Below are 13,479 nucleotides of genomic sequence, written 5' to 3' on the forward strand. Positions count from 1 at the left end.
CGGGGTTCACCCGGGCACTCTCGCTGTCGGAGGTGTTACTTCGAGGAGGACTTGACCGACCACTCCCAGAAGTTCCAGAACGGACCGGTCTGGTTGCCCATGTACTTCACGCCCTCGACGCGAGCGCTGGCGCCGAAGACGCCGGGCAGCTGGAACAGCGGCAGGCCGTAGCCGTCCTTGAAGGTGGCCGTGTCGATCTGCAGCTCGAGCTTGGTGAGCTCGTCCTTGTCCAGGGTGGTCTGGGTCTGCACCGCGACATCGTTCATCGCGTTGTAGCGGTTGTAGTTACCGCCGCCACCGGTGGTGAACAGCTGCGGGATCTGCGAGGTGCCGGCACCCGGGCTGATCCAGCCGAACAGCGAGGCGTCGTAGTCGCCACCCGGCAGGAGCTTGCTCCAGTCGGGCGATCCGGCGTCGACGATCTTGAAGCCGGCCTTGGAGGCCGAGGCCTGGATGGCCTGGAACTCGTCGACACGGTTCGGGTTGTTCGTGTTGTAGAGGATGCGGACTGTCGGGGTCGCGCCGGCCAGCAGGGCCTTGGCGCCGTCGATGTCCACCTTGTCGTAGGCGTCGGAGCCGTTGCTCTTGACCGCGTCCGCGTACTCCGACTGGTTCGGCAGCCAGATCTGCGAGTTCAGGACCTTGGCCTTCGAGTTCACCGGGGTGACGATCGAGTCGAGGATCTGCTGACGCGGGATCGTCTTGAGGAACGCCTCGCGCACCTTCGGGTCGGCGAACGTCTGCGAGCCGAAGTTGAGGTCGAGGTGGTCGTACGACGCCTGGTCGCCGGTCAGGACCTTCGCGCTCGTCTGCTTGAGCGCAGTGAGCGTGTCGGCCGAGGCCTGCGGGTTGATGATGTCGACCTCACCGTTCTGGAGAGCGGTGACCTGGGCGCTCGGGTCCGGGATGATGCGGAAGACGATCTTGTCGACGTTGCCCTTGTTCTTGCCCCAGAAGTACTTGTTCTTCGTCATGGTGATCGACTGACCGGGGGTCCAGCTGGACACGACGTACGGGCCGGAGGCGACGAGGAGGTCCTTGTCGGTCGGGAACGCGGTGATGTCGTAGCCGGTGTTGACGAAGTCGGCGGCCTTCTTGAGCGTCGCGTCCGGAGCGGCCGGGTTCGACGGGTCGCCCTTCGGGAGGCCCTTGAGCAGCTTGGTCAGGTCGGCGGCCGACGAGAGGCCCGCCTTCTTGGCCACGATGTGCGCGGGCTGCGCGATCGGGTTGAAGAGCTCCCAGTCCACGAAGGGCTTCGCGTACTTGAGGGTGATCGAGTGGTTGTCGTCGCCGATGGTCGGGAACGACGTCTGGTCGATGCCGGCGGTTCCGGCGGCCGGGGTGAAGTACTGCGTGCCCGACTTGACCTCACCCGAGTCGGGGTCGAGGGTCGCGGAGTCGTAGTAGGCGGACTGCATGGCCCAGCCGAGGACCATGTCGTCGGCGGTGACGGGCTGGCCGTCGGACCACTTGGCGTCCTTGGGAAGCGTGTACTTGACAGTCAGCGGGTCGTCCGAGGTCTTCTCGAACGTGCCGAACGAGTCGTCGTGGACGATCTTGTAGTTGTTGTCGATGTACTGGAAGCCGGAGCCGTACGATCCATCGAGGTAGCCGACCTGGCCGTTGGTGTCCAGGTTGCCCTGGGGGGTCTGCGAGTTGAGCGAGGTCAGGTCGTTCACGACGGCGACCGTCACGGTGCCGCCCTTGGCAGCGGTCGAACCGCCGGTGCTCCCGGACGTGGTGCAGGCGGAGAGGGCGAGTGCGGCGACGCCTGCGACGGCGACCGCGCTGACCGCGAACCTGACCTTTCTTCCCTTGGTGTGCAATGTTCCTCCTGTGCGAAGTGTGCGCGGCACAGGCGTGCGAGAGTGCCCAGGCCGCGCTCGATAAGAATGACCCTAGGTAGCGCACGCCATCAATGCAAAATGAGGCCCGAAAACGTTACACAGTGGTAACTCAGTCGGCGGAATCTTGCGCACCCCCGCCCGAAACACCCGGAAAGCGTCGTCGCATGCACGATTTCAAGCGCTTCCACGGCCTTCGAACGCTCTCAGACGCTTCCGGGACTCCCCCGGCGGCGCGGCCTCGGGGCTGGCAGGATGCACATATGAGCAGTGAACCGACCTGGACCGGCGAGGTGCCCGTCGAGCGGCCCGGCCGGGCGCGGCTGTGGTGGGAGATCGCGATCGTTCTGGGGCTGTCCCTCGGGCAGTCCGCGATCTACGCGATCGTCGACATCGTCGACAAGAGCACGCGGTCGCAAGCGCTGGCCGACCAGGTGGCCCAGGTCAACCCGTCGCAGTCGAGCCGGGAGCTGTTCGACGTCGTGTACCAGGTGCTGGGCAACCTGTTCCCGCTGTTCGCCGTCGCACTGGTGATCTTCCTCCTCTGGCAGCCGGGGCGCAGCGGGTTCCGGCGGATCGGCCTGGACGCCACCCGGCCCTGGCAGGACCTCGGGCGGGGCGGGCTGCTCTTCTTGGTGATCGGCATCCCGGGCATCCTGTTCTTCGCGCTCACGCGCGTGCTCGGCATCACCGTCACCGTCGAGGCGTCGTCGCTCACCACCCACTGGTGGACGGTGCCGGTCCTGATCCTCGCGGCGCTGCGGGCCGGGCTGCAGGAGGAGGTCATCGTCGTCGGGTACCTCTACACCCGGCTGCGCCAGCTCGGCTGGGGCACCTGGACGATCATCCTGGGTGCTGCGGTGCTGCGCGGCAGCTACCACCTCTACCAGGGCTTCGGCCCGTTCATCGGCAACGCCGTCATGGGCGTCGTCTTCGGCTGGTGCTACACGCGCTGGGGCCGGACGATGCCCCTGGTGATCGCGCACGTCGTCATCGACATCGTTTCGTTCGTCGGCTATCCGCTCGCCGTCGCCTGGTGGCCCGCGATCTTCGCGTGACGGGCCACCGGGCGACGGCCGCGACTCAGGAGAACGCCTCCGGCGGCGGGCAGGCGCAGAACAGGTTGCGGTCGCCGTAGGCCTGGTCGATGCGGCGCACCGGTGGCCAGTACTTGCCGCGCACCAGCCCCGGGACCGGGTAGACGGCCTGCTCGCGCGTGTACGGGTGGTCCCAGTCGGCGGCGACGACGGACTCCGCCGTGTGCGGCGCTCCGCGCAGCGGGTTGTCGTCGACGGGCCAGGCCCCGTCGGCGACGGCGTCGGCCTCGGCCTTGATCGCGATCATGGCCGTCACGAAGCGGTCGAGCTCGGCGAGGTCCTCGCTCTCGGTCGGCTCCACCATCAGCGTGCCCGCGACGGGGAACGACATCGTCGGCGCGTGGAAGCCGTAGTCGACGAGGCGCTTCGCCACGTCGTCCACCGTCACGCCCGTGCGCTCGGTGAGCGGGCGGACGTCGAGGATGCACTCGTGCGCTACGAGGCCGTCCTCGCCCGCGTACAGCACCGGGAAGTGGTCGCGCAGGCGCGCGGCGACGTAGTTGGCGGCGAGCACAGCAGCACCGGTCGCGTCCCGCAGACCCTCGGCGCCCATCATGCGGACATACGCCCAGCTGATGGGGAGGATGCTCGGACTGCCGTACGGCGCGGCCGAGACCGGCGCGCCGCCGTGCTCCACCCGTCCTCCGCCGGCGAGGACGTGCGTGGCGTCCTGCGCGAGCGGGTGGCCGGGCAGGAACGGCGCGAGGTGCGCCTTCGCCGCGACCGGGCCGACGCCGGGACCGCCGCCGCCGTGCGGGATGCAGAAGGTCTTGTGCAGGTTGAGGTGGCTGACATCGCCGCCGAAGTCGCCGAACCGCGCGTAGCCGAGCAGGGCGTTGAGGTTGGCGCCGTCGACGTAGACCTGTCCCCCGGCGTCGTGGACGGCGGAGGTGATCGCCACGACCTCGTGCTCGTACACGCCGTGCGTCGACGGGTAGGTGATCATGAGGGCGGCGAGCGTCTCGGCGTGCTCCGCGATCTTCGCGCGGAGATCGTCCAGGTCGACGTTGCCGAGCCCGTCGGTCGCGACGACGACCACGCGCATCCCGGCCAGGACGGCGGAGGCGGCGTTCGTGCCGTGCGCGCTCTGCGGGATGAGACAGACCGTGCGCTGTTCATCCCCGCGTGAACGGTGGTAGCCGCGGATCGCCAGCAGGCCGGCGAGCTCGCCCTGGCTGCCCGCGTTGGGCTGCAGGGAGACGGTGTCGTAGCCCGTCACGTCGGCGAGCCAGGCCTCGAGCTGGTCGATCAGCTCGAGGGAGCCGCTCACGTCCGCCGCGGGGGCGAACGGGTGGAGAGCGGCGAACTCCGGCCAGGTGACCGCCTCCATCTCGGTGGCGGCGTTGAGCTTCATCGTGCAGGAGCCGAGCGGGATCATGCCGCGGTCGAGCGCGTAGTCGCGGTCCTGCAGCTGGCGCAGGTAGCGCATCATGGCGGTCTCGGAGTGGTGGGTGTTGAAGACCGGATGGGTCAGGTACTCCGAGCGGCGCTCGAGGGCGGAGTCGAAGGACGCGGCGGACGGCAGCGACAGCGCGGGCTCGCCGTCGACCGTGCCGCCGAGGGCCTCGATCAGGTCCGCGAGGGGGAAGACGCCGTCGCGCAGGTCGGCGGCGACCTCCTCGTCCACGCTCAGGGAGACCAGGCCCGCGTCCGTGGCGTGCAGCAGCAGCCCGCGTGCGTGGGCGCGCTCGACGACGCCGGACGCGTCGTCGACGGCGACCTGGAGCGTGTCGAAGAACGACCGGGACACCACCTCGACGCCCGAGGCGCGCAGCAGCTCTGCGACCGCGGCGGTGCTCGCGTGCACCTGGCGGCCGATCGCGCGGAGCCCGCGCGGGCCGTGATAGACGGCGTACATCGCGGCCATGACGGCCAGGAGCACCTGCGCGGTGCAGATGTTGGAGGTGGCCTTCTCCCGGCGGATGTGCTGCTCGCGGGTCTGCAGGGTGAGGCGGTAGGCCGGCTTGCCCACGGCGTCCTGCGAGACGCCGACGAGGCGGCCGGGCAGCTGACGCTCCAGTCCGGAGCGGACGGCCATGTAGCCGGCGTGCGGGCCGCCGAACCCCATCGGCACCCCGAAGCGCTGGCTCGTGCCCACCGCGACATCGGCGCCGAGCTCTCCCGGCGAGCGGAGCTGCGTGAGGGCGAGCAGGTCGGCGGCCGCCACCACGACGGCGCCGGCGGCCTTGGCCGTCGCGATCACGGCGGACGGATCCCAGACGCGCCCGGACGCCCCCGGGTACTGCACGAACAGACCGAAGGCGTCGGAGAGCTCCGGGGCATCGGCGGCCGTCGACGCGAGGTCGCGCACGACGAGCTCGATGCCGACGGCCTCCGCCCGGTTGCGGAGCAGGGCGACGGTCTGCGGGAAAGTGTCCACGTCGACGACGAACCGCGCGGACGCGGCCTTGGAGGCGCGCCGGGCCAGCAGCATCCCCTCGACCACGGCGGTGCCCTCGTCGAGCATCGACGCGTTCGCGGTGTCGAGCCCCGTGAGATCGGCGACCATCGTCTGGAAGTTGATCAGGGCTTCCAGACGTCCCTGCGAGATCTCGGGCTGGTAGGGCGTGTACGCCGTGTACCAGCCGGGGTTCTCGAGCACGTTCCGCTTGACGACCGCGGGGGTGATGGTCCCGTAGTAGCCGAGGCCGATCAGCGAGCGGTTGACCGTGTTGCGCGAGGCGATCTGCCGCAGCTCGCGGAGCGCGGCACGCTCGCTCGCGGGCGACGGCAGCGCGGGCCGGTAGGCGGGGTCGACGCGGATGCCGGCGGGCACGGCCGCGGCGACGACCTCCTCGACGGAGGAGTACGAGCGCGCGTGCGCCTCCCCGAGTGCGGACAGCATGGTGCGCTGAGCGTCGCCGTCGGTCCCGATGTGGCGCGCCTGGAAGAGTTCAGTCATGTGCGGGGAACAGCCTCACTCGCCCGTGAGGGCGGCGTACTCGTCGTAGCCGAGCAGGGCGGGCAGCTCGGTGAAGGAGACCTTCACGAGCCAGCCCTCGCCGAACGGGTCGCTGTTGACCAGCTCGGGGGAATCGACGACGGCGTCGTTCACGGCGGTGACGGTGCCGTCGACGGGCGCGAACAGCTCACCGACCGACTTCGTCGACTCGATCTCGCCGACGACACGACCGGCGGCGACGGAGCTGCCCACCGCCGGCAGTTCGACGAAGACGACGTCGCCCAGCTTCTCGGCGGCGTAGGAGGTGATGCCCACGGTCGCGACGTCGCCCTCCACGAGGAGCCACTCGTGCTCGGCGGTGTACTTGAGGTCCTGCTCTGCGGCCATGTCAGCCGTCCTTTCGTGGGGAGTCGGTCTTCCTGCGGTAGAAGGGGAGGGCGGTGACGGTGAACGGGAGGCGGGTGCCGCGCACGTCGACGTGCAGCTCGGTCCCGGGACGGGCGAACCGGGGCGCGACGTAGGCCATCGCGATGGGCACGCCGATGGTCGGCGAGAGGGCGCCGGAGGTGACGACGCCCACCTCCTCGTCCGCGCCGTCGGGGGCGGCGGCGACCACCGGGTAGCCCGCGCGGGCGGCGCGCTTCCCCTGGCCGGTCAGGCCGACGAGCACGCGGGCGTCGGGGTGGGGGCCGTCCTCGCTGGCGGCGCGGCCGATGAAGTCGGTGTCCTTCGCGAGGTTCACGACGCGGCCGAGGCCGGCCGACGCCGGCTTGGTGTCGAGGCCGAGCTCGTGACCGTACAGCGGCATCCCGGCCTCCAGACGGAGGGTGTCGCGGCTGGCGAGACCGGCGGGCACGAGGCCCTGCTCGGTGCCGGCCTCCAGGAGGGCGTCCCACAGGGTGCGCGCCTCGTCGGGCGCGAGATACAGCTCGAAGCCGTCCTCACCCGTGTAGCCGGTGCGCGCGATGAGGACCTGGTGGCCCTCGAACTCGGCGGGAACGCTCCAGTAGTACTTGAGCGCGGTGAGGCGCTCGGCGATGTCGCCGCCCTCGACGGTGAAGCCCTCGGTCGCGAGCAGGATGGACAGGCTCGCCGGCCCCTGCACCGCGATCAGGGCGATGTCGTCGCTCTCGTCGTAGACCTCGACATCGAACGGGGCGGTGCGCTCGCGCAACTCCTCGGCGACGACGTCGCGGTTGCCGGCGTTGGCGACCACCATGAAGCGGTCGTCGCCGGTGCGGTAGACCACCAGGTCGTCCACGATCCCGCCGGCGCGCGAGAGCAGCAGCGAGTACTTCGCCTGGTCGATCGCGAGAGCGGAGAGCTTGCCGGCGAGCGCGTAGTCCAGGGCCTCCCCGGCCTCCGGCCCGATGAGCACGATCTCGCCCATGTGGGAGAGGTCGAACAGCCCCGCCGCGGTGCGGACGGCGTGATGCTCGGCGAGGTCGCTCGAGTAGCGCACGGGCATCTGCCACCCGGCGAAGTCTGTGAAGGAGGCGCCCGCGGCGGCGTGGGCGTCGTGGAGGGGCGACGTGCGTCCGCCGTCGTGCGGCCGGTCGTCCTGCGAGGTCATGAGTTCTCCGATCGCCGGCCGTCGGCCGGGGGCTGTCGCAGCGGTCGCCCGCTGACGGGAAGAACTCCCCCTCTGTCATCCGGCCTGAGAGTTTCACCGGCGAGCACCCGCGCGGGCGCCGCCGATTTTCACCGTGGGCGAGGACGGCGGTCGCCGTCCTGCTTTTCAGAGTGGCCAGTCCGATGCGGTACGCGTACCTGAGAGATTGTCGGGGAGGATTGCTCCTTCGGTGTCGCCACGCTCGCGCGCGCGACTCTCCCGCATCGACCTCGTCGGCCCTGTGTTCAGTTGGATGGGGCCAGCATAACGGACGCGGCGGTTTGGTGTTCTGGTCGATCTGACACTAAGATGGGTCAAGTTAGAGTCAGAATGACTTTTAGTAGCGGTTCCGTCCGAACGGGAGCAGCGATGGCAGGGGAGCACCAGAGGCCGAGCGTGATGCTCGCCGTCTCCACGGTGATCTTCGCCCTGCGCACGGACGACGCGACGGGCGGCCTTCCCCAGGTCTGGCTGCCACTGGTGCGCCGCATCCGCGATCCGTTCGAGGGCCGCTGGGCGCTCCCCGGCGGGCCGCTGCACGGCGAGGAGGATCTCGCCTTCGCCGCCGCCCGCACCCTCAGCGACACGACCGGCCTCACCCCGCGGTACCTGGAGCAGCTGTACGCCTTCGGCGACACCTCCCGCTCCCCCGCCGGCGAACGCGTCGTCTCGATCGTCTACTGGGCGCTGGTGCGCTCGGAGGAGGCCGAGCGTGCGAGCGTCGGCGAGAACGTGCGCTGGTTCCCGGCCGACGACCTCCCGCCGCTCGCCTTCGACCACCAGCTCATCGCGGAGTACGCCCTCTGGCGGCTGCGCACCAAGATGGAGTACTCCCGCATCGCCCACGCCTTCCTGGGCGAGCGCTTCACCCTCGCCCAGCTGCGGGAGGTGCACGAGGCGGTCCTCGGGCGCGCGCTCGACCCCGCCAACTTCCGCCGCACGATCGAGGCCTCCGGCACTGTGGAGGCGACGGACGAATACCTGACCGGCACACCGCACCGCCCCCCGCGGCTCTACCGGTACAACGACTCGATCGACCTCGCCGACGCGGGCCCACTGCCGCGCCAGCAGCATCCATTCGGAGGAGAGAAATGACCACGATCGCCTCGGTCGACACGACCATCCAGCTCATCGCCCGCGGCGAGGTCGACGGCGCGACCTGCACGCCCGACCTCGTCGAGGCGCCCTGGAACTTCGACTCCGCTCCCCCGTCGTACGGGCCCGGCGCCTCGATGGCCGACCCGATCCCCGCACTCGCACCGCGGCAAGGCGAGCTGCCGGAGGAGTACCGCACGGCGAGCGCCGACGAGCTGCACACGCGCATCCTGGACGCCAAGGCCGCACTCGGAGACCGCGTCGCGGTGATGGGCCACTTCTACCAGCGCGACGAGGTCGTGCAGTTCGCCGACTTCGTGGGCGACTCCTTCCAGCTGGCGAATGCGGCCAAGGCGCGTCCGGAGGCGGAGGCGATCGTGTTCTGCGGAGTGCACTTCATGGCCGAGACCGCCGACATCGTGTCGCGCCCCGACCAGCGCGTCATCCTCCCGAACCTGGCCGCCGGGTGCTCGATGGCCGACATGGCCGACCTCGACTCGGTGCAGGAGTGCTGGGAGCAGCTCGAGGAGCTGTACGGGACGGAGCCGGATGCGGAGGGGCGTGTGCCGGTCATCCCGGTGACGTACATGAACTCGTCGGCGGCGCTCAAAGCCTTCTGCGGGGAGCACGGCGGGATCGTCTGCACCTCCTCCAACGCGGCGACCGTGCTGCAGTGGGCGTTCGAGCGCGGGCAGCGGGTCCTTTTCTTCCCCGACCAGCACCTCGGCCGCAACACCGCCAAGGCGATGGGCGTGCCGCTGGAGCAGATGCCGCTGTGGAACCCGCGCAAGGCGTGGGGCGGGACGGACGAGCAGACCCTGCAGGACGCCCGCGTGATCCTCTGGCACGGCTTCTGCTCGGTGCACAAGCGCTTCACGGTCGGGCAGATCGAGCACGCCCGCGCCGAGTTCCCCGGCGTCCGGGTGATCGTGCACCCCGAGTGCCCGATGGACGTCGTCGACGCGGCCGACGAGTACGGTTCGACAGACTACATCGTGAAGGCCATCCAGGCGGCGCCCGCCGGATCGACGTTCGCGATCGGGACCGAGATCAACCTCGTCCAACGGCTCGCGGCGCAGTTCCCGCAGCACACGATCTTCTGCCTCGACGCGGTCGTCTGCCCGTGCTCGACGATGTACCGCATCCACCCCGGCTACCTGGCGTGGGTGCTGGAGGGCCTCGTCCGCGGCGAGGTGCTCAACCAGGTGAGCGTGCCGGCCGAGGTCGCCGAGCCCGCCCGCGTCGCGCTGGAGCGGATGCTCGCGGCGCGGCCGGACACGACCATGGCGGCCTGACGTGGCACGTGTGGTCGTCGTCGGCAGCGGGATCGCCGGCCTGGTCGCGGCGCTCGATGCGGCGCACGACCACGAGGTCGTGCTGGTCACCAAGGCCGTGCTCGCCGAAAGCAACACCCGGTACGCCCAGGGCGGGATCGCCGCCGCGCTCTTCCCGGACGACAGCTCGGCCGCGCACGCGGCCGACACGCTGCGCGCCGGCGCCGGCCTCGCCGTGCTCGAAGCCGTGGACGCGCTCTGCGCGGACGCCCCGCAGCGCATCCGCGAGCTGATCGACCTCGGTGTTCGGTTCGATCGCGACGGCGACGGACTCGCCCGCGGCCTGGAGGCGGCGCACTCCCGTGCGCGAGTGCTGCACGCGGGGGGCGACGCCACGGGCGCCGAGATCGAGCGGGCGCTCGTCGCCGCTGTGCGCTCCTCCGCCGCACGGATCGTCGAGCAGGCCTTCCTGCTCGATGTCGTGATGCGTGACGGCGCAGCGGCGGGGGTTCTGGTGCGCCGAGCCGACGGCGCCGTGCAGGAGGTGGCGGCGGACGCCGTCGTCCTCGCGACGGGCGGCCTCGGACAGCTGTATGCCCACACGACCAACCCCGCCGTCGCCACCGGCGACGGCGTCGCGGCCGCCTGGCGGGCGGGAGCGGCCATCGCCGACCTGGAGTTCGTGCAGTTCCACCCCACCGCACTGGCTGTGCCCGGGTCGTTCCTGGTGTCGGAGGCCGTGCGCGGCGAGGGCGCCGTGCTGCGCAACGCGCGCGGCGAGCGGTTCATGCTCGACGTGCATCCCGACGCCGAGCTGGCCCCGCGCGACGTGGTCGCCCGCGGGATCGCGGTCGAGATGGCCGCACAGGGCGGCGCTCCTGTGGTGCTGGACGCGACCGCGCTCGGCGCCGCGTTCCTCGCACGCCGCTTCCCCACGATCGACGCCGCGTGCCGGGCGGCCGGGATGGACTGGGCGCGCGAACCGGTGCCGGTCACCCCGGCCGCGCACTACGCCATGGGCGGCGTCGCCACCGACACCAGCGGCCGCACCACCGTTCCCGGTCTCTTCGCCGTCGGCGAGGTCGCGTGCACCGGCACGCACGGAGCGAACAGGCTCGCGTCGAATTCGCTGCTCGAGGGGCTGGTCTTCGCGCACCGCGCAGCCCGTGCGATCGGGCGACCGTGGGAGGCCGCCCCGGAGTGGATCGCGGAGGCGTCCGTCGCGACGGCACCGTCGTCCTCGCCCCACCCCGACGGCACAGCCGAAGACCAGCATGCCGTTCCGGGCATGCGGTTCGAGCGCGCGCGGCTCCAGCGTCTGATGTGGGACGCCGCCGGCGTCCACCGCGACCGCGCCGGGCTCACGAAGGCCGCCGCGGAGCTCGCCGCCACCGCCGATCCCGAACCCGGCGAGGACCGCGACCTGCTGCAGGTCGGGCGTCTCGTCGTCGCCGCCGCCCTCGCCCGCGAGGAGTCGCGCGGCGCCCACTTCCGCTCCGACTTCCCCGCCCCCGCCGACCCTCCCGCGCGGCACACGGTGCTCCTGCCCGTCGCGCACGTGCAGAAAGCCGCCCTCGCATGCTGACCCGCCAGATCATCGAGACCGCCGTCCGGGCCGCCCTCGTGGAGGACGCACCCTGGGGCGACCTCACCAGCCAGCTCCTCATTCCCGAGACGGCATACGCGACCGCCCGGCTCGTCGCGCGCGAGCCGGGGACCTTCGCCGGCGGCGAGGTCTTCGCCGCCGCGATGACGCTCACGGACCCAGCGGTCGAGGTGATCCTGGAACGTGCAGACGGGGAGGAGTTCGCGGCGGGCGACGTGCTCGCGACGGTGAGCGGACCCGCCCGCTCCGTGCTCCAGGGCGAGCGGGTCGCCCTGAACTTCGTGCAGCGGATGAGCGGCATCGCCACCCTCACCGCCGCATTCGTCGCCGAGGTCGCCGGGACGTCCGCGCGGGTGGTCGACACGCGCAAGACCACCCCCGGACTGCGTGCCTTCGAGCGCCACGCCGTGCGCGCCGGCGGCGGCCACAACCACCGCTACTCGCTCTCCGACGCCGTCATGGCCAAGGACAACCACCTCGCGGTGCTGACGGCGCAGTCCGGCCTCAGCGTCACCGACGCCTTGCTCGCGGTGCGGGCGCAGCTCTCGCACACGACGCACCTGGAGGTCGAGGTCGACCGCATCGATCAGATCGAGGCGGTGCTGGCCGCCGGGGTCGACACGATCATGCTCGACAACTTCACGGTCGACGAGCTGCGCGAGGGCGTCGCCCTGGTCGGCGGACGCGCGATCGTCGAGGCCAGCGGCAACGTGAGCCTCGCGACCGTGCGCTCCATCGCCGAGACCGGGGTCGACGTGATCTCGTCGGGCGCGCTGACGCACAGCGTGCGCTCGCTCGACCTAGGCCTGGACGTGGTGGTCGAGTCGCCGTGACCGGCGGGCTGTACCTCGACGCGGCCGCGACGTCCGCGGTTCGCCGCGAGGTGCTGGAGGCGATGTGGCCGTACCTGACCGGCAACTTCGGCAACCCGTCCAGTCATCACACCGTCGGAGAGTCCGCCGCGCGCGCCCTCGCCGACGCGCGCGCCACCGTCGCGACGTGGCTCGGGTGCCGCGCGTCCGAGGTCGTCTTCACCTCCGGCGGCACGGAGGCGGACAATCTGGCCGTCAAGGGGATCGCCCTCGCGTCCCCGCGCGGACGCCACATCGTCACGACGCCGATCGAGCACGAGGCGGTGCTGGAGTCGGTCGACCAACTGGTTCGGCTGCACGGCTTCGAGGCGACGATGGTGCCCGTCGGCGCGGACGGCCTCGTCGACCCCGCGGCCTTCGCCGCGGCGCTGCGTCCGGACACGACCCTCGCGAGCGTCATGCTCGCGAACAACGAGGTCGGAACGGTGCAGCCGATCGCCGAGCTCGCCGCGCTCGCGCACGAGCACCGCATCCCCTTCCACACCGACGCGGTGCAGGCGGCGGGCTGGCTGCCGCTGGACGTCCGGGAGCTCGGGGTCGACGCGCTGAGCGTCTCTGGCCACAAGATCGGCGCGCCCAAGGGCATCGGCGCACTGTTCGTGCGCGGCCGCATCCCGCTGGAGCCGGTGCTGCACGGCGGAGGCCAGGAGCGCGGGCGCCGCTCGGGGACGGAGAACGTCGCGGGCGCGGTCGGCCTCGCCGCCGCGGCACGGCTGGCGGTGGAGGGTCGCGCGGCGAACGCCGCCGCCGCGACGAGCGCACGGGACGCCTTCATCGCGGCCGTGCTGACCGCCGCGCCCGATGCACAGCTCACGGGGCATCCGGCCCGGCGCCTCCCGGGCACGGCGTCGTTCGTCTTCCCCGGCACCAACGGGGAGGCCGTACTGCTCGAACTCGAACGGCACGGGATCGTCTCCTCGAGCGGGTCCGCCTGCGCCGCCGGAAGCGAGGACGCCTCGCACGTGCTCCTCGCCCTCGGATATCCCGAGGACCTCGCGCGCACCGCGGTCCGCTTCTCGTGGGGGCCGGAGGTCGGGGCGGCAGAGCTCGCCGCGGTCGCGCCCGCCGTCGGCGACGCGGTGCGTGCCGTGCGCGGACTGGGCCGCTGACCGGAGCCCGTTCTATTCCCGGTTTCGCGGTCAGTGAACGGCGGGATCGTTTACCCGCGCGAAACCCC

10 protein-coding genes and 2 riboswitches are annotated in these 13,479 nt (G+C 71.3%); of the genes, 6 read left to right on the forward strand and 4 right to left on the reverse strand.

Annotated features, from left to right (window positions below; translation table 11 throughout):
- Positions 1-35: 35 nt before the first annotated feature.
- Positions 36-1,826 carry an ABC transporter family substrate-binding protein gene (locus IT072_RS13145; RefSeq protein WP_223357273.1) on the reverse strand — a complete coding sequence of 597 codons (1,791 nt, stop codon included), beginning with the start codon at positions 1,824-1,826 and terminating at the stop codon, positions 36-38.
- 281 nt (positions 1,827-2,107) lie between these two features.
- Between IT072_RS13145 and IT072_RS13150 the strand changes: the two genes are divergently transcribed.
- On the forward strand, positions 2,108-2,902 hold the full coding sequence (locus tag IT072_RS13150) for a CPBP family intramembrane glutamic endopeptidase (RefSeq protein WP_223357275.1): 795 nt from the start codon (positions 2,108-2,110) through the stop codon (positions 2,900-2,902).
- A 25-nt stretch (positions 2,903-2,927) separates the two neighbouring features.
- On the opposite strand, the gene gcvP is transcribed toward IT072_RS13150, so the two are convergent.
- The 3 genes from gcvP to gcvT are packed head-to-tail and all read right to left on the reverse strand — an operon-like array spanning position 2,928 to position 7,416.
- A complete protein-coding gene (gene gcvP / locus IT072_RS13155) occupies positions 2,928-5,843 on the reverse strand; it encodes an aminomethyl-transferring glycine dehydrogenase (RefSeq protein WP_223357278.1) in 2,916 nt (971 codons plus the stop codon).
- Between the two features lie 15 nt (positions 5,844-5,858).
- Positions 5,859-6,230, reverse strand: a complete 372-nt coding sequence (gene gcvH / locus IT072_RS13160; protein WP_223357280.1) for a glycine cleavage system protein GcvH — start codon at positions 6,228-6,230, stop codon at positions 5,859-5,861.
- Position 6,231: 1 nt separating this feature from the next.
- Positions 6,232-7,416, reverse strand: a complete 1,185-nt coding sequence (gene gcvT / locus IT072_RS13165) for a glycine cleavage system aminomethyltransferase GcvT (RefSeq protein WP_223357282.1) — start codon at positions 7,414-7,416, stop codon at positions 6,232-6,234.
- Between the two features lie 65 nt (positions 7,417-7,481).
- A riboswitch (glycine riboswitch) is annotated at positions 7,482-7,590 on the reverse strand.
- Between the two features lies 1 nt (position 7,591).
- A riboswitch (glycine riboswitch) is annotated at positions 7,592-7,687 on the reverse strand.
- 137 nt (positions 7,688-7,824) lie between these two features.
- Here gcvT and IT072_RS13170 point away from each other — a divergent pair.
- The 5 genes from IT072_RS13170 to IT072_RS13190 are packed head-to-tail and all read left to right on the forward strand — an operon-like array spanning position 7,825 to position 13,411.
- A complete protein-coding gene (locus IT072_RS13170) occupies positions 7,825-8,550 on the forward strand; it encodes an NUDIX hydrolase (RefSeq protein WP_223357284.1) in 726 nt (241 codons plus the stop codon).
- A gap of 5 nt (positions 8,551-8,555) precedes the next feature.
- Positions 8,556-9,845, forward strand: a complete 1,290-nt coding sequence (gene nadA / locus IT072_RS13175; protein ID WP_374758268.1) for a quinolinate synthase NadA — start codon at positions 8,556-8,558, stop codon at positions 9,843-9,845.
- A 1-nt stretch (position 9,846) separates the two neighbouring features.
- The gene (gene nadB / locus IT072_RS13180; RefSeq protein WP_223357288.1) at positions 9,847-11,409 is read left to right on the forward strand and encodes an L-aspartate oxidase; all 1,563 of its coding nucleotides are present in this window, start codon (positions 9,847-9,849) and stop codon (positions 11,407-11,409) included.
- Positions 11,403-12,263, forward strand: a complete 861-nt coding sequence (gene nadC / locus IT072_RS13185) for a carboxylating nicotinate-nucleotide diphosphorylase (RefSeq protein ID WP_223357290.1) — start codon at positions 11,403-11,405, stop codon at positions 12,261-12,263. Before nadB ends, nadC begins: the two co-directional genes overlap by 7 nt.
- Positions 12,260-13,411 carry a cysteine desulfurase family protein gene (locus IT072_RS13190; protein ID WP_223357292.1) on the forward strand — a complete coding sequence of 384 codons (1,152 nt, stop codon included), beginning with the start codon at positions 12,260-12,262 and terminating at the stop codon, positions 13,409-13,411. The genes nadC and IT072_RS13190 overlap by 4 nt, the downstream gene beginning before the upstream one ends.
- The last annotated feature ends 68 nt before the right edge of the window (positions 13,412-13,479 follow it).

Source organism: Leifsonia sp. ZF2019, from assembly GCF_019924635.1.
Taxonomy (GTDB): Bacteria; Actinomycetota; Actinomycetes; order Actinomycetales; family Microbacteriaceae; genus Leifsonia.

Coding starts and splice junctions, on each gene's coding strand:
- IT072_RS13150 (WP_223357275.1), top strand. CDS start 2,108: ATGAGCAGTGAACCGACCTGGACCGGCGAGGTGCCCGTCGAGCGGCCC.
- gcvP (WP_223357278.1), bottom strand. CDS start 5,843: ATGACTGAACTCTTCCAGGCGCGCCACATCGGGACCGACGGCGACGCT.
- gcvH (WP_223357280.1), bottom strand. CDS start 6,230: ATGGCCGCAGAGCAGGACCTCAAGTACACCGCCGAGCACGAGTGGCTC.
- gcvT (WP_223357282.1), bottom strand. CDS start 7,416: ATGACCTCGCAGGACGACCGGCCGCACGACGGCGGACGCACGTCGCCC.
- IT072_RS13170 (WP_223357284.1), top strand. CDS start 7,825: ATGGCAGGGGAGCACCAGAGGCCGAGCGTGATGCTCGCCGTCTCCACG.
- nadC (WP_223357290.1), top strand. CDS start 11,403: ATGCTGACCCGCCAGATCATCGAGACCGCCGTCCGGGCCGCCCTCGTG.